Consider the following 21,186-nt stretch of genomic DNA (forward strand, 5'->3'; position numbering starts at 1 on the left):
TGCACCGGCGCCGTGCACCGCCGTCACCCTCATGGCCCCGGGCGCCTTTTCGTGCCTGGGTCGTGACACGGTAAAGTTGAGGTAGAACGTGGGTCGACGGCGTCCCAGCAGAACGCAATCGATGCCGCAGGATCTCCCCCGAAGTCCTTGCGGTGGTGAGGATGGTCGGATGAACGGCAGCCCCCAGGGCGGGAGCCCCTACCAGCGCTTCAGTGCAGCCCCTGCTAAGCATGGGCTGTACGACCCTGCGCGGGACAAGGACGCGTGCGGTGTCGCCTTCGTCGCCACGATGCGAGGAACGCCGGGCCGGGACATCGTCGACGCCGCGCTGACCGCGCTGGAGAACCTGGACCACCGCGGCGCGGTGGGTGCGGAGGAGAACTCCGGCGACGGCGCAGGGATCCTGACGCAGATCCCCGACGCATTCCTGCGTGATGTGGTCGATGCGGAGCTTCCCGCACCCGGGTACTACGCCATCGGCTTGACGTTCCTGCCGCAGGACAGCGAGGAAGCGGCCGAGGCGGCCCGGCTCGTCGGCGAGATCGCCACCGACGAGGGATTGGAAGTACTCGCCTGGCGGGACGTCCCGGTCACCACTGAGCTGGTGGGGCAGATGGCACGCGACTGCATGCCCACGTTCCGTCAGCTGGTTGTGGCAGCACCGGGCCGCGACGTCGCCGAGGTGGACCTGGACCGCCGCGCGTACCGGCTGCGCAAGCGTGCCGAGCACACCGCGGGTGTCTACTTCGCCTCGCTGTCGAGCAGGACGCTCGTCTACAAGGGCATGCTGACCACCGGGCAGCTCGAGCCGTTCTTCCCCGACCTGTCCGACCCGCGCTTCGCGACCGAGCTGGCGCTCGTGCACTCGCGCTTCTCGACGAACACTTTCCCGTCCTGGCCGTTGGCGCACCCGTTCCGGATGGTTGCGCACAACGGTGAGATCAACACTGTCCGCGGCAATCGGAACTGGATGGCAGCCCGGCAGGGCACGATCTCCTCTGACGTGCTCGGGGATGTAGCTCCGTTGCTGCCGATCTGCGACGAGGAGCAGAGCGACTCGGCCAGTTTCGACGAGGTACTCGAGCTGCTGCACCTCGGCGGACGGTCCCTGCCGCACGCGGTCCTGATGATGATCCCCGAGGCGTGGGAGAACCACGGCTCGATGGACGCCAAGCGGCGTTCCTTCTACGAGTACAACTCCACCATCATGGAACCCTGGGACGGCCCAGCCGCCATGTGTTTCACCGACGGCCGCTACATCGGTGCTGTCCTGGACCGCAACGGACTGCGACCGGGGCGGTACTGGATCACCGACGACGGTCTCGTCGTCCTGGCCAGCGAAGCGGGCGTGCTCGACATCGAGCCCTCACGTATCGCACGTAAGGGCCGGCTGGCGCCGGGCAAGATGTTCCTCGTCGACACCGGTTCAGGTCGGGTTGTCGAAGACGCGCAGATCAAGAGCCAGCTCTCCGATGCCTACCCGTACTCGCAGTGGCTCGAGGACAATCTCGTGCGATTGGAGGACCTGCCCGCACGAGAGCACGTCGACCACTCCCGCAGCTCGGTCGCCCGTCGGCAGCAGACGTTCGGATACACGGAGGAAGAGCTGCGGATCCTGCTGCGGCCGATCGCGGCCACCGGAGCTGAAGCGCTGGGGTCGATGGGCACCGACACGCCGATCGCCGTGCTGTCTTCGCGGCCACGGATGCTGTTCGACTACTTCATCCAGATGTTCGCCCAGGTGACCAATCCGCCGCTGGACGCGATCCGCGAGGAGCTCGTGACGTCTCTGGGCGGCGCGATCGGGCCGGAGCCGAATCTGCTCTCGGACACTCCGGATCACGCCCGCAAGCTGATCGTGCCGTTCCCGACGATCGACAACGACGAGCTGGCGAAGATCAAGCACATCCACCGCACACGTGGACCGGGCAAGGACTTCAAGGCCGTCACCATCAGCGGTCTCTACCGTGTGGCCGGCGGGGCGCAGGCCCTGGAGGCCAGGCTGGAGGAGATCTTCGCCGAGGTCGACGCTGCTATCGCTGACGGTGCGAGCTTCATCGTGCTCTCGGACCGGGAGTCCAATTCCGAGCTTGCTCCGATCCCGTCGCTGCTGCTCACCGCAGCCGTGCATCACCACACCATCCGTCAGCAGACCCGGACCCGGATCTCGCTACTGGTGGAGGCCGGCGACGTGCGCGAGGTTCACCATGTGGCGCTCCTCATCGGCTACGGGGCGGCTGCGGTCAACCCATACCTGGCGATGGAGAGCGTCGAGGAGCTCGTGCGCTCCGGCGTCGTGGAGGGTGTCACCCCCGAGCAGGCAGTGAAGAACCTCATCAAGGGCCTGGGCAAGGGTGTGCTCAAGGTGATGAGCAAGATGGGGATCTCCACGGTGCACTCCTACAGGGGCGCGCAGGTGTTCCAGGCCATCGGACTCTCGCAGCGCCTCGTTGACCGTTACTTCACCGCGACGGCCAGCCCGCTCGGAGGCGTGGACCTGGACGTTATCGCGGCCGAGGCTGCGGCCCGGCATGCGACCGCCTATCCGCGCAGCGGTATCTCCCCGGCGCACCGTCGGCTCGAGGTCGGCGGTGAGTACCAGTGGCGGCGTGAAGGCGACCCGCACCTGTTCGACCCGGAGACTGTCTTCCGCCTCCAGCACTCCACCCGCAACCGTCGCTTCGACATCTTCCGTGACTACACCTCCCGGGTGGACGAGCAGGCCAAGCGCCTGATGACGCTGCGCGGTCTGTTCGAGTTCAAGGAAGGGGCGCGCCCGCCGATTCCGGTGGACGAGGTGGAACCGGTCAGCGAGATCGTCAAGCGGTTCTCCACCGGCGCCATGAGCTACGGCTCGATCTCGGTGGAGGCTCACGAGACCCTCGCGATCGCGATGAACCAGCTCGGCGCCAAGTCGAACACCGGTGAGGGCGGCGAGGACGAAGACCGCCTGTACGACCCGCAACGCCGGAGCGCGATCAAGCAGGTCGCCTCCGGTCGGTTCGGCGTGACCTCCGACTATCTGGTCAATGCCGACGACATCCAGATCAAGATGGCTCAGGGAGCCAAGCCGGGTGAAGGCGGTCAGCTGCCGGGGGCGAAGGTCTACCCCTGGGTAGCCAAGACGCGGCACGCGACGCCCGGGGTCGGGCTGATCTCTCCGCCGCCTCACCACGACATCTACTCCATCGAGGACATCGCTCAGCTGATCCACGACCTGAAGAACGCCAATCCACAGGCACGGGTGCACGTGAAGCTGGTCTCCGAGGTCGGGGTGGGTACCGTTGCCACGGGTGTGTCCAAGGCGCACGCGGACGTGGTGCTGATCTCCGGCCACGATGGCGGTACCGGAGCCAGCCCGCTCACCTCGCTCAAGCACGCAGGCGGGCCGTGGGAGATCGGCCTGGCCGAGACCCAGCAGACACTGGTCGCCAATAACCTGCGCGACCGGATCGTGGTGCAGACCGACGGTCAGCTCAAGACCGGACGAGATGTCATCATTGCGGCGCTGCTGGGAGCCGAGGAGTACGGCTTCGCAACTGCACCGCTGGTGGTCTCGGGCTGCGTGATGATGCGGGTGTGCCACATGGACACCTGCCCCGTGGGTGTCGCAACACAGAACCCGGAGTTGCGCGCGCGGTTCTCGGGCAAGCCAGAGTTCGTGGTGACCTTCTTCGAGTACATCGCAGAAGAGGTCCGTGAGTACCTCGCGCAGCTGGGCTTCCGATCGCTGGACGAGGCGATCGGTGCCGTGGACGCCCTCGACACCCGCGCCGCGGTCGAGCACTGGAAGGCCTCCGGACTCGACCTGTCTCCGATCTTGGTGCAGCCCACGCTGCCGCAAGGATCTCAGCCGCGGCAGGTGAAGGGCCAGGACCATGGCCTGGACCGCGCACTCGACAATGTGCTCATCGCACAGGCCGAGCCCGCGATCGAACGCGGTGAACCGGTCCGGATCACCGAGAACGTGCGCAACGTCAACCGGACGGTCGGCACGATGCTGGGCAACGCCGTCACCCGCAAGCGCGGGGCCGCAGGCCTGCCCGAGGGCACGATCGACGTGACCCTGCGCGGATCGGCCGGTCAGTCGTTCGGCGCCTTCGTCCCGCACGGCGTCACGCTGCGATTGCTCGGCGACGCCAACGACTATGTCGGGAAGGGCCTCTCGGGTGGTCGGGTGATCGTCCGACCCGACGAGGTGGCAACCTTCGAGGCGAGCGAGAACGTCATCGCCGGGAACGTCATCGCCTATGGAGCGACAGCCGGCGAGATCTTCCTGCGTGGCGTGGTCGGTGAGCGGTTCTGTGTGCGCAACTCCGGCGCGACCGCGGTCGTCGAGGGTGTGGGCGATCACGGGTGCGAGTACATGACCGGCGGGACGGTGCTCGTGCTCGGACACACCGGCCGGAACTTCGGGGCGGGGATGTCCGGCGGTACCGCCTATGTCCTCGACCTGGACCCCGATCTGGTCAACGCAGCGGCGCTCGCCTCCGGTGAGCTCTCGCTCGGTCAGCTGGACGAGGAGGATCTGAACATCGTCATGGACCTGCTGGCCCGGCACCACGAGCACACCGGCTCGCGTGTGGCCGAGACGCTGCTGGCCGATCGGGACGAGGTGCGGCGCCGCATGACGCGCGTGCTGCCTCCGGCCTATGCCCGTGTCAACGCGGTGCTCGCCCAGGCGCGTGCCGACGGCGTGGATGTGGCCGAACCCGATGTATGGAACCGAGTGATGGAGGCGACCCGTGGCTGACCCCAAGGGATTCCTGAAGGTCCGGGAGCGGGAGCTGCCCACCCGGCGGCCCGTCCCGGTGCGGATCATGGACTGGAACGAGGTCTACGAGACGCGCGAGGAGGACGCGGCAGCGCTGAAGAGGCAGGCGGGGCGCTGCATGGATTGCGGCATCCCCTTCTGTCACAACGGCTGCCCACTGGGGAACCTGATTCCCGAGTGGAACGACCTGACGCGCACCGGCCGCTGGGACGAAGCGATCGAGCGGTTGCATGCGACCAACAACTTCCCGGACTTCACCGGGCGACTGTGCCCCGCACCGTGCGAGACGTCCTGCGTGCTGGGCATCAACCAGCCTGCGGTGACCATCAAGAACATCGAGCTGTCGATCATCGACGAAGCCTTCGAACGTGGCCTCGTCACCCCCCAGGTCCCGGAGCGACTCACGGGGCAGACCGTCGCTGTCATCGGATCCGGTCCGGCGGGCCTTGCGACGGCTCAGCAACTCACGCGCGCTGGCCACACGGTCGCCGTCTTCGAGCGTGACGACCGCATCGGCGGGCTGCTGCGGTACGGCATCCCCGAGTTCAAGATGGAGAAGCGTCACCTCGATGCGCGGCTCGATCAGATGGAGTCCGAGGGCACGCGATTCCGGCCCGGCGTCGAGATCGGGGCCGATGGCGAGCTCACCGGGCCCCAGTTGCTGGAGCGGTACGACGCTGTCGTTCTCGCCACCGGTGCCACGATCAGGCGTGATCTTCCGGTGCCTGGACGGGAGCTGGACGGCATCCACCAGGCCATGGACTACCTGCCCCAGGGCAACCGTGCGGCCCTGGGCGAGCACGTGGCGGATCAGATCACCGCCGAGGGCAAGGATGTCGTGGTCATCGGTGGCGGTGACACCGGCGCCGACTGCCTCGGTACGGCACTGCGCCAGGGTGCGAAGAACGTCATCCAGCTCGAGATCATGCCGCGGCCCACTGAAGAGCGGCCAGCTGGCCAGCCCTGGCCGACCTATCCGATGATCTACCGGGTCTCCTCGGCGCACGAAGAGGGTGGCGAGCGTGTGTACGCGACCTCCACCGTCGAGTTCGTCGGCGACGAGAACGGTGTCGTCAAGGAGCTGCGGGTTGTCGAGGTCGACATGTCTGGCGGACGCCCGGAGCCGGTCGAAGGCACCGAGCGCACGATCCCGGCACAGCTGGTGCTGCTCGCGATGGGATTCACCAGCGTGCAGACCGACGGGTTGGTCGAGCAGCTCGGCCTCGAGGTGGACCAGCGCGGCCGGCTAGTGCGAAGCAGCGAGTTCCAGACGTCGAACGAGCAGGTGTTCGTGGCTGGAGACGCGGGGCGCGGGCAGTCGCTGATCGTCTGGGCGATCGCCGAGGGCCGGTCGGCGGCTGCGGCCGTGGACGAGTACCTACGTGGGCACACCGAGTTGCCTGCGCCGATCGAACCGACCACGGTGTCGATCACGGTCTGATGAGTTGTCCGCTGTCACAGCAGCGGTTGTCGAGGTCGTAGAACCGGCCATCCGTGCTAACGGATGGGTAATTCAGGACGAACATCTAGCGAGCTGTCGTGGGCGCGGACTACTCCGGTGGCCGCCATGTGCCTGTGGGACGGTCGGAAGGCATAAGGTTTGAGGTATGCGTAGAGCCAAGATTGTGTGCACGTTGGGTCCGGCCACGGAGTCTCCGGAAATGGTCCAGGCGTTGGTCGACGCCGGAATGGACGTGGCGCGGATCAACCGCAGCCACGGTGACGCGGACGCGCATGCTGCGGTGATCCGGCGGGTCCGGGAGGCTGCAGAGGCCGCCGGCCGCGCGGTCGCCGTCCTGGTGGACCTCCAAGGGCCGAAGATCCGGCTGGGTCGCTTCGTGGAGGGCAAGCACTATCTGGCCGAGGGTGACACCTTCACCATCACGACCGAGGATGTGCCGGGCACCAAGGAACTCGTCTCGACGACGTTCAAGGGTCTGCCCCAGGACGTCAACCCTGGCGACGCCATCCTGATCGATGACGGCCGGGTGAGTGTCCGGGTGACTGCGGTCGAGGGACCTCGCGTGGTCACTCGCGTCGAGGTCCCCGGGCCGGTGTCGAACAACAAGGGACTGAACCTCCCAGGTGTTGCCGTGAACGTGCCGGCTCTGTCCGAGAAGGATGCCGAGGACCTGCGCTGGGGCCTGAAGCAGGGAGCGGACTTCATCGCCTTGTCGTTCGTGCGCAGCGCCGAGGACTATGAGGACGTCGCCCGGATCATGGACGAGGAGGGGCGTCGCGTTCCGGTCGTGGCCAAGATCGAGAAGCCGCAGGCCGTGGACAATCTGCCGGAGATCGTCGACGCCTTCGACGGGATCATGGTGGCCCGCGGAGACCTCGGTGTGGAGCTGCCGCTGGAACAGGTGCCGCTCGTGCAGAAGCGTGCCACCGAGCTGGGCCTGCGCAACGCCAAGCCGGTGATTGTCGCCACCCAGGTCCTGGAGTCGATGATCAGCGCACCGCGACCCACCCGCGCGGAGGCTTCCGACTGCGCCAACGCCGTACTCGACGGCGCCGATGCAGTCATGCTCTCAGGCGAGACCAGTGTGGGTGAGTACCCGATCGAGTGCGTGCGCACGATGGCCCGGATCATCGAGAACACCGAGGAGCACGGACTGGACCGGATCGCCAGGCTCCGCCACACTCCGCACACCCGGGGTGGGGTCATCACGAAGGCGGCAGCCCAGATCGGAGAGACCCTGGGAGTGAAGTACCTCGCGTGCTTCACCCAGTCGGGCGACTCGGCTCGACGGATGTCGCGACTGCGCTCGGCCATCCCGCTGCTTGCCTTCACCCCGATTCCGGAGGTTCGCAACCAGCTGGCGCTCAGTTGGGGTGTGCAGACGTACACGGTGCCTCGCGTGCAGCACACCGACGACATGATCAATCAGGTCGACGTCGTGCTGAAGGGCGCCGACCAGGTTGAGGAGGGCGACTCGCTGGTCGTCGTGGCCGGTATGCCTCCAGGTGTGTCAGGTTCCACCAATTCCATCCGTGTCCACGCCGTCGGGGAAGAGCTCGGCGGCTGATCGTCCGCGGCGCATCCGAGGGCGCCCGTTCTCGCGCGTGGCCGCCCTCGGCGCCCTCGATCCGTCCCTGAGCAGTTGCGCAGGTGGCGGTCGTGCTGACTCCCCGTGGTTCGGAGTGACGGGCAGATCTGCCCGCCATCGGAAGCGTATGCGCCGGGCGGTCGCGGTACCGTTCGGTGAATCGGGTATCGGACAGGAGTGATCGCAGTGCGCAGGAATCGGATGTGGGCCGTGGCCATCGCCGTGCTCGCACTGGTGGTTCCCACCGGCTGCCAGCTCCTCGGCGGGTCAGAGGACGACCAGCTGGGTGGGTCCGATTCGTCTGCGGGCGACAGTAGTGACGGGCACGGGGCCTCGGACGGACCCGCCACGATCCCGCCGCAGTTGCTCGAGTGCGGTGACCCGTCTGCACAAGACAAGGATGACCAGGACAAGGGAACTGACCCGGAATCCGGCGACGAAGGTGGGCTGCTCCTGACCGACACCGACTTGACCGCCGCCAGCTGGTCGATGCCTGACGGTTTCCAGGAGGCTTTCGGCTACGTCGAGGACAACCCAGTTGAGGCTCTCGATCAGATCTGGGTCGCAGAACCGACCGACTCGACGGTCCCGTCGCTCAATGTCGTCAACGTCGTGGTGTACACGGGCCTGGACTGGGGACCACTGGCCAGTGAGTGCGCCCAGGTGCCGCTGGACGCCGTCGAGGAGCGTCTGGCCGGATACCGTGACCAGATCGACGCCGAGCCCCTCACCGACGCGCAGATGACGGAGGTGGCAGGGCTGCCGGCGATCACACAGGAGGTCGGTCTCGACTCCTACGACTACGTCGGGTACTGGCTGTTCTCACGCACGGATCTGGTGCACGTGTACTGCCAGTGGACCGACGCGCAGTACCGGACGGTCGTCGAGGACGGCTGCGCTGACCTGGTGGCGAGCGTACGGGTGGGCTGACGGTGAACCGGAAGGAGATCTGGCGCGTCGCCGTCGGGCTGCTGCTCACCGGCGCTCTCGCGGGATGCCAGGTGCCTGGAACCGGAAGCGAGGGGGAGCCTGAGCCGGGTCCTCCGGGTGAGAGTTCTGACGGCGGCCCGGGTGAGCCGCGCCGCACGATCCCGCCGCAGCTGCTCGAGTGCGGAGCTCCCGATTCCGGTGACAAAGGGGCCGGCGAGGAGCAGATCGACCTAACCGACGCGCGCGTCGCTGCCGACGCGCGGTGGATGATCCCGGCCGGGTATACGGAGGCAGACGGGTACTACGACGATCTCGCCTACGAACAGCAGACCTTCCTGGTCACGCTCGTGCCCGACGAGCCCGGGTACGACACCCTCGATCTGCTCGGCATCGTCGGATATGAGGGGCTCGACTGGGGGAACTTGGCACGCGAATGCGGTCAGGTGCCCGTGGTAGCCATGCTGGAGCGGGTCCAGCAGTACCAGGACGCGCTCGGCTCAGAGGCGTTGAACGAGCCACAGGTGACCGAGGTGGCGGGGCTGCCTGCCGTGACGCAAGACATGCGTATTCCGAACTACGACTTCCGCGGATACTGGCTCTTTTCCCAGACCGAGCTGCTGTTCCTTGGCTGCCAGTGGACGTCTGGGTCCGCCCAGCCCGAGATCGAGAGGTCCTGCCGTGAGCTCGTGGCGAGCGTCGTGGTCGGCTGACCACTGTGAGCGGGCACGTGGCACAGTAGATTCTCCGGTGATCGGTTCGACGAAGGAGACGATGTGGACAGTTCGGCCCTCGTGGTGGGAGTGGACATCGATGATGTCCTCTATGACTGGTCCGGCCGGGCACATCAGCTGTCAGTCCAGGCGGGGCTGGCCGGCCAGGTACAGACGATCACCTCCTGGACGCCTCACCGCGAGTACGGATGTACCGCCGAGCAGTGGTGGGAGGTCATCGAGGGCGGGATCCACGACGGCAGCCTCTTCGGCGCACCGCCGATCGACGGTGCGATCGCCGCCTTGCAGCAGTTGCGGACAGCCGGCCACCAGATCCATCTCGTCACCGCGCGGGGCAGCGGAGGGTTCAGTCCCTATGCCGCAACGGTGCAGCAGCAGACTGTTGATTGGGCGGCCCGTCACGGCATCCCGCACGACGATCTGACCTTCACTGCCGACAAGGCGCGCGTACGAACCGACTACTTCGTTGACGACAGCGCTGACAACGTAGTGGCGATCCGGCAGACGGGTTCGCGCGTGTACGTGATGGACCGGCCCTGGAACAGCCATCTCGACCATCCACACCGCGTCCATCACATCACTGAGTTCGCGGCCGCGGTGCTCTCAGCATGACCCTCGGTGTCCACTCCGAGGTCGGACGCTTGCGCAAGGTGCTGGTCTGTGCGCCCGGCCGTGCGCACGAACGGCTGACCCCGTCGACGGCGGATGAGCTTCTCTTCGACGACGTGCTGTGGGTGCAGGCTGCTCAGCGCGACCACGCCGACTTCGTCGATCAGCTCACCGACCGTGGCGTCGAGGTTGTCGACCTGAGGGATCTACTCACCGAGACGATGCAGTTGCCGCAGGCCCGTCGCTGGTTGCTCGAACGTACGATCGTGCCCAACCGGGTCGGACTGGGCCTGGTCGCCGACACGCTCGCCTACCTGGACACGGTGCCCGCGCGTGAACTCGCGGACGACCTGATCGGTGGCCTGGCCACGACGGACCTTCCGCGTGAGTTCCGGCCCGCCTATGTGGCGCTTGCGGAAGTGAGCGGAACACCGCGGTCGGAGTATCTGCTGCCGCCGTTGCCGAACATGCTCTACACCCGCGACACCACCAGCTGGCTGTATGGCGGACTGACCCTGAACCCGTTGTACTGGCCGGCGCGACGTGAGGAGACCTTGCTGATGAAGGCCATCTACACGTTTCATCCGGAGTACGCCGACAGCCGAGTCTGGTGGGGGGACCCCGAGCTGGACTGGGGCCACGCCACCCTCGAGGGCGGTGACGTGATGCCCGTCGGCCATGGTGTGGTGCTGCTGGGCATGGGGGAGCGGACCTCGCGACAGGCGATCACCCAGCTCGCGGCTGTGCTCTTCGAGGCCGGTGCCGCCGCACAGGTGGTGGTGGCGGGAATGCCGAAACTGCGTTCGGCCATGCATCTCGACACTGTGTTCACCTTCGCTGACCGTGACGTGGCCACTGTGTACCCGGCGATCGTGGACGGCATCCATGCGTTCTCCCTCTACCCGGCTGACCAGCCGCCAGGCATCGAGGTCGTCGACGAGGGAGTCGGCACCTTCACCGACGTGGTGGCCCGGGCTATGGGCCTGCCCTCCCTGCGGGTGATCGAGACCGGCGGCGACGCCTACGCCTCTGAACGCCAGCAGTGGGACAGTGGCAACAATGCCGTCGCTGTCGAGCCCGGTGTGGTGTTCACCTATGACCGGAACACGGTGACGAACGCCTTGTTGCGCGAAGCGGGCATCGAGGTGATCGAGATCCGCGGTGGTGAGCTCGGTCGGGGCCGTGGAGGGGGCCATTGCATGACCTGCCCGCTCATACGGGACCCGGTTGAGCAATGATGCCAGCGACGGAGCGGCCGGCGTGAAGAAGGCCGTGCAGATCGCGCTAGGATGTCTGCTCGCGGCCCGTGAACGGGCCAGATGCCCCGTTGGCGGAATTGGCAGACGCGGTCGGCTCAAACCCGGCTGCCCTCACGGGCGTCCCGGTTCGAGTCCGGGACGGGGCACGAGGGGATTGCACGTGCAGCGAGGCCCGGCCCACGCGCGTTAGGATCGCCACGTGAGCACGGACGAGACCACCGGCGGGACGCCGGAGAAGCCTGACGCCAACCTGCTGGACCTCGACATCCCCGAGGCGGTGCCTGAGGAGAAGCCTGCCCCAGGGCGTACCCGCCGAGCGGTGGTAGCCGAGGACGAAGCGCTCATCCGTCTCGACGTGGTCGAGACCCTCGCTGAGGCAGGCTACGAGGTGGTCGGAGAAGCCGGAGACGGTGAGACTGCCATCCAGCTCGCGACCGATCTGAAGCCCGATGTCGTCGTGATGGACGTCAAGATGCCCGTTCTGGACGGAATCTCGGCCGCCGAGAAGATCACCAAGGCCCGCATCGCCCCCGTGGTGCTCCTGACAGCGTTCTCACAGACGGAACTGGTGGAACGCGCACGGGACGCGGGAGCGATGGCGTACGTCGTCAAGCCATTCACCCCCGGTGACCTCCTGCCTGCGCTGGAGATCGCGATCTCCCGTCACCAGGAGATCTCGGCGCTTGAGTCCGAGGTGGCAGATCTCACCGACCGCTTCGAGACCCGCAAGCGCGTCGACCGTGCCAAGGGCTTGCTGATGACGAAGATGGGCCTGTCCGAGCCGGAGGCCTTCCGGTGGATTCAGAAGACCTCTATGGACCGGCGCCTGACCATGCGCGAGGTGGCCGATGCGGTGATCGATCAGGTCGGCGCGAAGTAGTCACTTCCGAGGGGCAGCCGGCGCGCCCCGCAGTCAGCGAGTGGGCGTAGTGTGTGACAGCATCCGGACGAGGTCGTAGGAGGTGGCATGGCGGTGAGCATCGGAGCCGTGCGCGCCCGTCTCGCTGATGCCGGTGACCTGGACTCGGTGCTGCCCGTCCTGTGTTCGGCACGTGCGGACTCCCCGCTCGGACCGCAGTTCATCGCGCCCGAGGTCGCCGCGCTCGACAGTCAGCTCGCCGCCTGGTTCGAGATGCCGGAGAGCCGCCTGGTGATCGCGGAATGCGACGGAGCGACTGTGGGGATGGCTCTCGTCCAGCTTGTGCAGCCAGGGCTGCTCTGTGACGTCCCGTACGCGCAGATCGAAGCGCTGTATGTCGACGCTGAGCATCGACGTCGCGGGGTCGGCCGCGCGCTGCTGTACCAGTCTGCAGTCGAAGCCGCCCGCCACGGGGCTGAGCGCATGATCACCGCTCCACTGACGGGTGCCCGCAGTGAGCAACGATTCCTCGCCGGGCTGGGGTTCCTGCCTGCCGGTGCACGCCGGGTGGTCGAGACTGCATCCGTGCTGCGTCGCCTCGAACTGAGCGGGACCCCGTCGCGGGAGCGCCGGCCCCGGGGTCTCGAGGAGCTCATCGCCCGGCGCCGTCGTAGTCGTGGGCTCCCGGAGACTCCAGCGCGTGGGATGGAATTGACAGCGCTACTCGAGCGCAGTCAGGCGGAGTCCAGGAGCAGGCAGGTCAAGCGGGCGGTGCAGACCCGCCGTCCCGACTCCTCCTCCACGACGGCGATCTCGTAGGCGGCCGTCGAGCGGCCCAGATGAATCGCCCGCGCTTCCCCGCGGACCCAACCGTGACGAACTCCACGATGATGCGTCGCATTCAGATCGAGTCCCACAGCGGCGCGCCCTGTGCCGGCGTGGACGGTCGCCGCGATGGAGGCGAGCGTCTCGGCCAGAGCCGCGGAGGCGCCGCCGTGCAGCAGCCCTGCCGGCTGGGTGTTGCCTGCGACCGGCATTCGCCCCGTCGTGCGGTCGGAGCCGATCTCGAGCACCTCGATTCCGAGACGTTCCACCAGCGTTCCACGGAGGTCGACGTCCTGGGCCGGGTCTGTCGATCGCGAGTCAGGACCTGCAGTGTCGGTCATGCGTCCTAGGCTGTCAGGTGTGAGTGACACTGCGCGACCCCGACTCCTGCTCATCGACGGACATTCGATGGCCTACCGTGCGTTCTTCGCCCTCCCCGTGGAGAACTTCTCCACGACGACGGGCCAGACCACGAACGCCGTGTACGGGTTCACGTCGATGTTGATCAACCTGCTCCGGGACGAGGAACCCACCCACGTGGCGGTGGCCTTCGACGTCTCCAGCCAGACCTTCCGCAAGGACACCTACGCCGACTACAAGGGGACGCGAGAGGAGACACCCCAGGAGTTCCGCGGCCAGATCCCGCTGATCGAAGAAGTCCTGGCCGCACTGAGCATCACGACACTCGGCCGCGAGGGTTTCGAGGCCGATGACATCATCGCCACCCTCGCCAGCCAAGCGGGCTCGGCCGGCTACGAGGTGCTCATCTGCTCCGGCGACAGGGACACCTACCAGCTGGTGACCGACGGCGTCACCGTGCTCTACCCCCGCAAGGGCGTCTCCGACTTGGTGCGGATGACACCTTCTGCGGTCGAGGAGAAGTACGGGGTGCGCCCCGAGCAGTACAGCGACCTGGCCGCGCTGGTGGGGGAGACCAGCGACAACCTGCCCGGCGTTCCCGGGGTGGGCCCCAAGACGGCAGCGAAGTGGATCCTGGCACATGGGGGTCTCGAAGGCATCGTTGCGAACGCTCCCTCGATCACCGGCAAGGCGGGCCAGTCGCTGCGGGACCATCTCGACCAGGTGCTCCTCAACCGTCAGTTGAACGAGCTGCTGCGGGATATGGAGCTTCCGGTCGGACTGGACGAGATCGCACGCCAGCCGTTCGAACGGGAGCGTGTGCATCAGGTCTTCGACGCGCTGGAGTTCCGGGTGTTGCGGGATCGCTTGTTCGAGATGGATCCTCAGGACACCGAGTCCGCCACGGCCGAGTCCTTCGCCCTCGACGTCACCGCGTTGCAGCCCGGCGCCCTCGCCACCTGGATCCATGAGCACGGCGACACCCGGCTCGGTGTCGATGTGAGGGGCAGCGCAGCTGCCGGTACCGGTGACGCGTGGGGACTGGCGATCGCGGCACCCGGTGGCGCGGTGCTGACCATCGACCTCATCGAGATCGGTCCGGAGGACGAGAAGGCACTGGCCACATGGCTCGCGGACGAGACCGCGGAGAAGGTGCTGCACGACGCTAAGACCGCGTGGCACTGCCTGGATGGTCGGGACATGAGGTTGTCCGGCGTGACCTTCGACACTGCGACCGCCGCCTACTTGTGCCACCCGGACCAGCGTTCGTACGCGCTGGCCGACCTCACGCTGCGCTTCCTCGGACGAGAGCTCAAGGCCGGCGACGGGAACGAGTCGGAGGCATCCGGACAGCAAATGCTCGTGCTCGACGGCCCGGATGAGATCGAGCTGTCGGCCGTCCGGGCGGCCGCGGTGGCCGAGCTCGCCGAGGTGCTGACCGAACAGCTCGACCAGCGCTCATCCGTCCCGCTGCTCACCAGCCTTGAGTTGCCGGTGGCACACGTACTCGCCGAGATGGAGAAGGCCGGTATCGCCGCTGACGTCGACTACCTGCGCGATCTTGAGCACCAGTTCGACGACCATGTGCGCTCGGCTGCCAGTCAGGCGTATGAGGTGATCGGGCGCGAGGTCAATCTCAGTTCGCCCAAGCAGCTGCAGGAGGTGCTCTTCGGCGATCTGGAGATGCCCAAGACCCGCAAGACCAAGACCGGGTACACCACGGATGCGGACGCCCTGGCGGACCTCTACACCAAGACCGAGCACCCGTTCCTGGAGCACCTGCTGACCCACAGGGACCAGATCCGGTTGCGGCAGACCGTCGAAGGGCTGCTGCGTACGGTGGCCGCGGACGGACGGATCCACACCACGTACTCCCAGACGATCGCGGCCACGGGCCGGCTCTCGTCCGCCGACCCGAACCTGCAGAACATCCCGATCCGCACCGATGAGGGCCACCGGATCCGGGCTGCGTTCGTGGTCGGCAGCGGCTACGAGTCACTGCTGACGGCCGACTATTCGCAGATCGAGATGCGGATCATGGCCCACCTCTCCGAGGACGAAGGTCTCATCGAGGCGTTCCGCTCCGGGGAAGATCTGCACTCATTCGTCGGTTCGCGCGTCTTCGACGTTGCGCCCGAGGAAGTGACGGCCCCGATGCGGTCGAAGATCAAGGCGATGTCCTATGGGCTGGCGTACGGCCTGAGTGCTTTCGGACTGTCCCGGCAGCTGAAGATCCCCACCTCTGAGGCACGCGAGCTCATGGAGGAGTACTTCCAGCGGTTCGGTGGCGTGCGCGACTACCTCGCCTCCGTCGTCGACCAGGCGCGTGTGAACGGATACACGCAGACCATCCTGGGTCGCCGGCGCTACCTGCCGGACCTGACCAGCGACAACCGCCAGCGCCGCGAGATGGCTGAGCGAATGGCGTTGAACGCACCGATCCAGGGCAGTGCGGCGGACATCATCAAGGTGGCGATGATCGGTGTTCACCGAGCGATGTCCGAGCAGAAGCTTGCCTCCCGGCTGCTGCTGCAGGTCCACGACGAGCTCGTGGTCGAGGTTGCGGCGGGGGAGCGGCAGCAGGCCGAGAGCATCCTGCGCGAGCACATGGGCGCGGCTGCCGATCTAGCCGTCCCGCTCGAGGTGAGCGTCGGTTCCGGGGCCACCTGGCGCGACGCAGGTCACTGACGCTCGGCCACCATGATCAACGTGCCCGGTAGCAGTGCACCACGTTCGGGTCCCCATCCACCCCACACGTGGGTGTTGCCCGGTTGCCACTCCGGCTCGACGAGGTCGACCAGCGTGAACCCCGCCGCGATCACGTCTCGGATGTGATCGCTGAGCGTGCGGTGGAACTCGGCGTACAGGGGTTTCCCCTGCGCATCCCGTTCGACGTAGGGTGCCCGGTCGAAGTAGGACCGTACGAGGGTCAACCCCGCATCGGTCGGGTCGTCAGGGAAGGCCCAGCGCACCGGGTGAGTGACCGAGCAGACCCACCGGCCGCCCGGACGCAGCACACGGGCTGCTTCGGCGTGTACCCGGACGGCGTCCGGGACGAACGGGATGGCGCCGAAGGCCGTGAACACGACGTCGAACGACTGGTCCGGGAAGGGCAGGTCGCGTGCGTCAGCGACGACGAACGGCACCTGCACACCGGTGGCCGTGTCGAGCTGGGCACTGGCACGCGCCATCCCGTCAGCGACGTCGCTCGCGGTGGCGTGCACGTGCCGGGCGCGCAGCCATCGGGAGCACTGTGCGGCTCCGGCGCCGATCTCAAGCACCTCCGCTGCGCGAAGGGCCGCGAGATCACCCAGCAGCCCGGCGTCGGATTCACGAAGCCCCTCCGGGCACCAGCGAAAGTCGGCCGCCCCCAGGAAGTCTCCGTGCTCGGCCAGGTAGCCGGGGGCCTCGTCCGACCACCAGTCACCATTCGCAGACGCTGCCGCCACCGGATCGACCGGCTCGTAGCCCGCGCTGGCGATGGGCTCTCGCGCCTCCGGCGCCCTCTCGTTCATGAGGCCATCATCACCTTTGCCAGGCCTTCGGTCGTCGGGGTAGGATTGCCGAGGTCATTCGTGCGTTCCTGCCTCCTGACATGGCGGTCGCTGTGGTCCAGCCCTTCGAGAGTCTCGATCGGCGGCCCGGCAGCCACCACGAGTCGCGGGTGGAGATCGTCCGAGTGCCATCGCGAGCGGCTCGCGGGACGAACTGCTCGCTGTTGTCCTGTGTCCGACCCACTATCCCTGTCCGCATCGGAGTCCAACACTCAATGACTATCACCAGCCCGGCCTCGACGAACGCACCGCAGGTCGCGGTCAACGACATCGGCTCGGAAGAGGATTTCCTCGCAGCCGTCGACGCGACCATCAAGTACTTCAATGACGGTGACATCGTCGAGGGCACGGTCGTCAAGGTCGACCGAGACGAGGTTCTCCTCGACATCGGTTACAAGACCGAAGGCGTCATTCTCTCGCGCGAGCTCTCCATCAAGCACGACGTCGACCCCGATGAGGTCGTCGCCGTCGGAGACGCCGTCGAGGCTCTCGTCCTCCAGAAGGAGGACAAGGAGGGCCGTCTGCTGCTGTCCAAGAAGCGCGCACAGTACGAGCGCGCCTGGGGCACCATCGAGAAGATCAAGGAAGAGGACGGCGTCGTCACCGGCACCGTCATCGAGGTCGTCAAGGGCGGCCTCATCCTCGACATCGGCCTGCGCGGCTTCCTGCCCGCGTCGCTGGTGGAGATGCGCCGCGTGCGCGACCTGCAGCCGTACATCGGCCAGGAGATCGAAGCCAAGATCATCGAGCTCGACAAGAACCGCAACAACGTCGTGCTCTCCCGCCGTGCCTGGCTCGAGCAGACCCAGTCCGAGGTGCGTTCCACCTTCCTGCAGACGCTGCAGAAGGGGCAGGTGCGCCCCGGTGTGGTCTCATCGATCGTCAACTTCGGTGCGTTCGTGGACCTGGGTGGGGTGGACGGCCTGGTGCACGTCTCCGAGCTCTCCTGGAAGCACATCGATCACCCGAACGAGATCGTGGAGGTCGGCCAGGAGGTCACCGTCGAGGTGCTCGACGTCGACTTCGACCGGGAGCGCGTCTCGCTGTCGCTGAAGGCCACCCAGGAGGACCCGTGGCAGGCATTCGCCCGCACGCACGCCATCGGGCAGGTCGTGCCGGGTAAGGTCACCAAGCTCGTGCCGTTCGGTGCGTTTGTGCGCGTCGAAGACGGCATCGAGGGTCTGGTGCACATCTCCGAGCTGGCCCAGCGCCACGTCGAGCTGCCCGAGCAGGTGGCGAAGGTTGATGACGAGGTGTTCGTCAAGGTCATCGACATCGACCTGGAGCGCCGCCGCATCTCGCTCTCGCTGAAGCAGGCGAACGAGGGCGTGGACCCCAACAGCGACGAGTTCGACCCGTCGCTGTACGGTATGGCCGCCGAGTACGACGACCAGGGCAACTACAAGTACCCCGAGGGCTTCGACCCGGAGACCAACGAGTGGCTCGAGGGGTACGAGACGCAGCGGGAGGCCTGGGAGGCGCAGTACGCTTCCGCCCACGAGCGCTGGGAGGCGCACAAGGCTCAGGTCCTGCGTGCGATCGAGGCCGACGCGGAGTCTGCATCCTCCGGAGGCGGTAGCAGCAGTAGCAGCAGCAGTCCTGCCGTCGAGGCGCCTGAGTCCTCTTACACCTCGGCACCGGTTGACGCGGGCGGCACGCTTGCCTCCGACGAGGCGCTTGCCGCGCTGCGTGAGAAGCTCACCGGCAACTGATCGCAGGCTCTCCAGCCGCTGATCTGCGAAGGCCCGGACTGTCACCGACACGGTGACGCTCCGGGCCTTCGTCGTCGCCGCACGCGAGCGTCCGTCCGTCCGTCATAGGCTGGCCTCGTGCCTCAACGACCGCCGACCGTGTTGCTGACCGGATTCGAACCCTTCGACGACGCTTCTTCCAATCCCTCCATCGATGCGGTGCGCCTGGTCGCCACGGCATGGGACAGGGAGGAGGAACTCGTCGTAGCGGAGCTGCCCGTGGCCTACGGCCGGGCCGGCGAGCAACTCGAGGAGCTGCTACGCGTGCACCGGCCCGCCGTGGCTGTCGGTGTGGGTCTGGCGGGTGGACGCCGCACGGTGAGCCTGGAACGTCTCGCCGTGAACTTGCGCGATGCCCGGATCCCTGACAATGACGGCGCACAGCCGGTCGACGAACCGGTCCTGGAGGATGGCCCCGCTGCCCGCTGGATGAGTCTGCCCGTCAAGCGCATCGCAAGCGCGCTGGCCGGTGCGGGCATCCCCGCCGAGCTGTCGATGACCGCCGGGACCTATGTGTGCAACACAGTGGCGTATCACCTGGGCACGTGGGCCGCGTCGGTCTCCTCTGTCAGTCTCGGTGGTCGCCCCCCGTGTGCAGGCTTCGTTCACGTCCCACCCGCTGACGTCCTCGGTGTCTCGGTCCTCGCCAGCGGCCTGCGTCTCGTGCTCGACGTCGCCCTGGCAGGTGAGCCCGAACTGGCGATCCCTGCCGGGAGCACCTCATGAGTGCAGAGAGTGCGACGCGGGCGCCAGCGTTGAGTGTGGGTCTCACCGGCGGCATCGGTGCCGGTAAATCCACGGTGACCCGGATGCTGGAGGCGAGGGGCGCCGTCGTGATCGATGCGGACGTGCTCGCACGGGAGGCGGTCGCTCCCGGTACGAGGGGCCTCGCCGAGGTGGTGGCGGCGTTCGGTGAGCAGGTGCTGGACGCGGACGGAGCGTTGGACCGGCCGGCATTGGCGCGCCAGATTTTCGGGGACGACCGCGCCCGTCAGCGGTTGAACGCCATCGTGCACCCGCGCGTGCGGCGGGCCGCTACCGAACGTGCCGCCGCCGTGAGTCCCGGGCGGGTGGCGCTGCACGACATCCCGCTGCTGGTGGAGAACGGGCTGGCGGCCGACCACCATCTGGTGCTGGTGGTCGGCGCATCCGAGCCAGTGCGGCTGGAACGGCTGGCGGCACGGGGGATGCAGGCTGCGGACGCACGCTCTCGCATGGCGGCCCAAGCCACGGACGACGAGCGTCGGCGCGTGGCTGACATCTGGATCGACAACGGTGGCTCGCTGGCGGTGACGCACGCGCAGGTCGACCGGGTCTGGGAGCGCCGGATCGCCCCGTACGCGCAGAACCTGCGAACCGGATCACGGGCGGAGCGTCCCCTGGCTGCGGCCCTGGTGCCCGATTCGGGCCTGCCACGTACCTGGACGATGCAGGCCGAGGACCTCCTGGCCCGGATCCGGCGGGCTATGGGTGAGTCTGCGCTCTCGGCGCATCACATCGGGTCCACCTCCGTTCCGGGCCTGGTGGCCAAGGACGTGCTGGACCTGCAGATCGGGGTTCAGGATCTGGCCACCGCCGATGCGCTGGCGGATCGCCTCGCAGCGGCGGGCTTCCCGGCCATGCCGGGCCAGTGGACCGACAGTCCGAAGGACTCCCTGGCCGATGGTGGGTGGGAGAAGCGCTTGCACGTCAATGCCGATCCTGGCCGTCACGTCAACCTGCACGTACGGGTCGCAGGTGGGCCGGCCTGGCGGTTCGCGCTGATGTTCCGGGACTGGCTGCGAGATGTTGCCGCTGAGCGGGAGGACTACGCCCGGATAAAGCAGCGCCTAGCGGCTCAGACCACCAGCACCCGGGACTACGCCGAGGCGAAGGCGCCCTGGTTCGACCAGGCGTGGCCCCGGATCCAGGCCTGGGCGACGGCGACGGGCTGGTACCCGCCGCCGTCGTGACACCTCAGGCTGCGAGCGTGGCCGAGAGCGTGATCGGCGTGGCCCTGAGAGCACCGGAGACCGGGCAACCGTCCTTCGCTGCGGCGGCGATCCGCTGGAAGTCCTCCTCGCTGATCCCCGCCACGACTGCCGAGACGGTCAGTGCGATGCCGGTGATGCCTGTGCCGGGCTCAAATGTCACCTCGGCGGCGGTGTTGACCGACTCCGGCGGCGTCCCGTTGCTCGCGAGCTCGTTCGAGAACGCCATCGAGAAGCAGGAGGCGTGCGCGGCGGCGATCAGCTCCTCCGGCGTCGTGGTACCGGCACCGGGCTCAGTGCGGGCCTTCCAGGACACGTCGAACGTGCCCAGACCTGACGTGTCGAAGGTGGTGCGGCCGGATCCGTTGAACAGATCCCCGGTCCATGCGGTACTGGCGTTGCTGACGACGGCCATGGGTGTCCTCCCGTAGGTGGCAGTGGTGGTGGTCACCACCCATCCTGCCTTCCCGGCGGCTGTGCGTGCACGATCACCCGCCCGTAGCTGCGAGAGAAT

General features: G+C 67.3%; 16 protein-coding genes and 1 tRNA gene. 14 read left to right on the plus strand and 3 right to left on the minus strand.

What is annotated here, in order from left to right:
• Positions 1-169: 169 nt before the first annotated feature.
• The 10 genes from gltB (at position 170) to IM660_RS08970 (ending at position 13,031) form a co-directional block, all read left to right on the plus strand.
• Positions 170-4,753 carry a glutamate synthase large subunit gene (gene gltB, locus IM660_RS08925; RefSeq protein WP_193498968.1) on the plus strand — a complete coding sequence of 1,528 codons (4,584 nt, stop codon included), beginning with the start codon at positions 170-172 and terminating at the stop codon, positions 4,751-4,753.
• Positions 4,746-6,215 (plus strand): glutamate synthase subunit beta, encoded by a 1,470-nt coding sequence (locus IM660_RS08930; RefSeq protein ID WP_193498969.1) that lies wholly within the window; start codon positions 4,746-4,748, stop codon positions 6,213-6,215. Before gltB ends, IM660_RS08930 begins: the two co-directional genes overlap by 8 nt.
• A gap of 166 nt (positions 6,216-6,381) precedes the next feature.
• Positions 6,382-7,803 carry a pyruvate kinase gene (gene pyk, locus IM660_RS08935; RefSeq protein ID WP_193498970.1) on the plus strand — a complete coding sequence of 474 codons (1,422 nt, stop codon included), beginning with the start codon at positions 6,382-6,384 and terminating at the stop codon, positions 7,801-7,803.
• 222 nt (positions 7,804-8,025) lie between these two features.
• Positions 8,026-8,754, plus strand: coding sequence for a hypothetical protein (locus IM660_RS08940; RefSeq protein ID WP_193498971.1), 729 nt, complete (start codon positions 8,026-8,028; stop codon positions 8,752-8,754).
• A gap of 2 nt (positions 8,755-8,756) precedes the next feature.
• Entirely contained in the window at positions 8,757-9,464 is a 708-nt protein-coding gene (locus IM660_RS08945) for a hypothetical protein (RefSeq protein ID WP_193498972.1), read from the plus strand.
• A 63-nt stretch (positions 9,465-9,527) separates the two neighbouring features.
• A complete protein-coding gene (locus IM660_RS08950) occupies positions 9,528-10,097 on the plus strand; it encodes a 5' nucleotidase, NT5C type (protein ID WP_193498973.1) in 570 nt (189 codons plus the stop codon).
• Positions 10,094-11,332, plus strand: coding sequence for an arginine deiminase (locus tag IM660_RS08955; protein ID WP_193498974.1), 1,239 nt, complete (start codon positions 10,094-10,096; stop codon positions 11,330-11,332). Before IM660_RS08950 ends, IM660_RS08955 begins: the two co-directional genes overlap by 4 nt.
• Positions 11,333-11,415: 83 nt before the next feature.
• A tRNA-Leu gene (locus IM660_RS08960) sits at positions 11,416-11,499 on the plus strand.
• Between the two features lie 104 nt (positions 11,500-11,603).
• Positions 11,604-12,233 (plus strand): ANTAR domain-containing response regulator, encoded by a 630-nt coding sequence (locus tag IM660_RS08965; RefSeq protein ID WP_193499312.1) that lies wholly within the window; start codon positions 11,604-11,606, stop codon positions 12,231-12,233.
• Between the two features lie 93 nt (positions 12,234-12,326).
• On the plus strand, positions 12,327-13,031 hold the full coding sequence (locus IM660_RS08970) for a GNAT family N-acetyltransferase (RefSeq protein ID WP_193498975.1): 705 nt from the start codon (positions 12,327-12,329) through the stop codon (positions 13,029-13,031).
• Here the strand turns inward: IM660_RS08970 and IM660_RS08975 are convergent.
• Positions 12,947-13,378: a hotdog fold thioesterase gene (locus tag IM660_RS08975; protein ID WP_193498976.1), complete on the minus strand. Its 432-nt coding sequence runs from the start codon at positions 13,376-13,378 to the stop codon at positions 12,947-12,949. The genes IM660_RS08970 and IM660_RS08975 overlap by 85 nt on opposite strands.
• On the opposite strand from IM660_RS08975, the gene polA reads away from it, so the two are divergent.
• The gene (polA, locus tag IM660_RS08980; protein WP_193498977.1) at positions 13,377-16,085 is read left to right on the plus strand and encodes a DNA polymerase I; all 2,709 of its coding nucleotides are present in this window, start codon (positions 13,377-13,379) and stop codon (positions 16,083-16,085) included. The two genes, IM660_RS08975 and polA, sit on opposite strands and share 2 nt — an antisense overlap.
• Here polA and IM660_RS08985 read toward each other — a convergent pair.
• The gene (locus IM660_RS08985) at positions 16,079-16,912 is read right to left on the minus strand and encodes a class I SAM-dependent methyltransferase (protein ID WP_193498978.1); all 834 of its coding nucleotides are present in this window, start codon (positions 16,910-16,912) and stop codon (positions 16,079-16,081) included. The genes polA and IM660_RS08985 overlap by 7 nt on opposite strands.
• 254 nt (positions 16,913-17,166) lie before the next feature.
• Between IM660_RS08985 and rpsA the strand changes: the two genes are divergently transcribed.
• From rpsA to coaE, 3 genes are all read left to right on the plus strand, one after another.
• The gene (gene rpsA / locus IM660_RS08990; RefSeq protein ID WP_193498979.1) at positions 17,167-18,663 is read left to right on the plus strand and encodes a 30S ribosomal protein S1; all 1,497 of its coding nucleotides are present in this window, start codon (positions 17,167-17,169) and stop codon (positions 18,661-18,663) included.
• A gap of 117 nt (positions 18,664-18,780) precedes the next feature.
• Entirely contained in the window at positions 18,781-19,428 is a 648-nt protein-coding gene (locus IM660_RS08995) for a pyroglutamyl-peptidase I (protein ID WP_246465226.1), read from the plus strand.
• On the plus strand, positions 19,425-20,654 hold the full coding sequence (gene coaE, locus IM660_RS09000; protein ID WP_193498980.1) for a dephospho-CoA kinase: 1,230 nt from the start codon (positions 19,425-19,427) through the stop codon (positions 20,652-20,654). The genes IM660_RS08995 and coaE overlap by 4 nt, the downstream gene beginning before the upstream one ends.
• Before the next feature lie 4 nt (positions 20,655-20,658).
• On the opposite strand, the gene IM660_RS09005 is transcribed toward coaE, so the two are convergent.
• Entirely contained in the window at positions 20,659-21,087 is a 429-nt protein-coding gene (locus IM660_RS09005; protein WP_193499314.1) for an OsmC family peroxiredoxin, read from the minus strand.
• Between the last annotated feature and the right edge of the window lie 99 nt (positions 21,088-21,186).

The organism is Ruania alkalisoli, from assembly GCF_014960965.1.
Taxonomy (GTDB): Bacteria; Actinomycetota; Actinomycetes; order Actinomycetales; family Beutenbergiaceae; genus Ruania; species Ruania alkalisoli.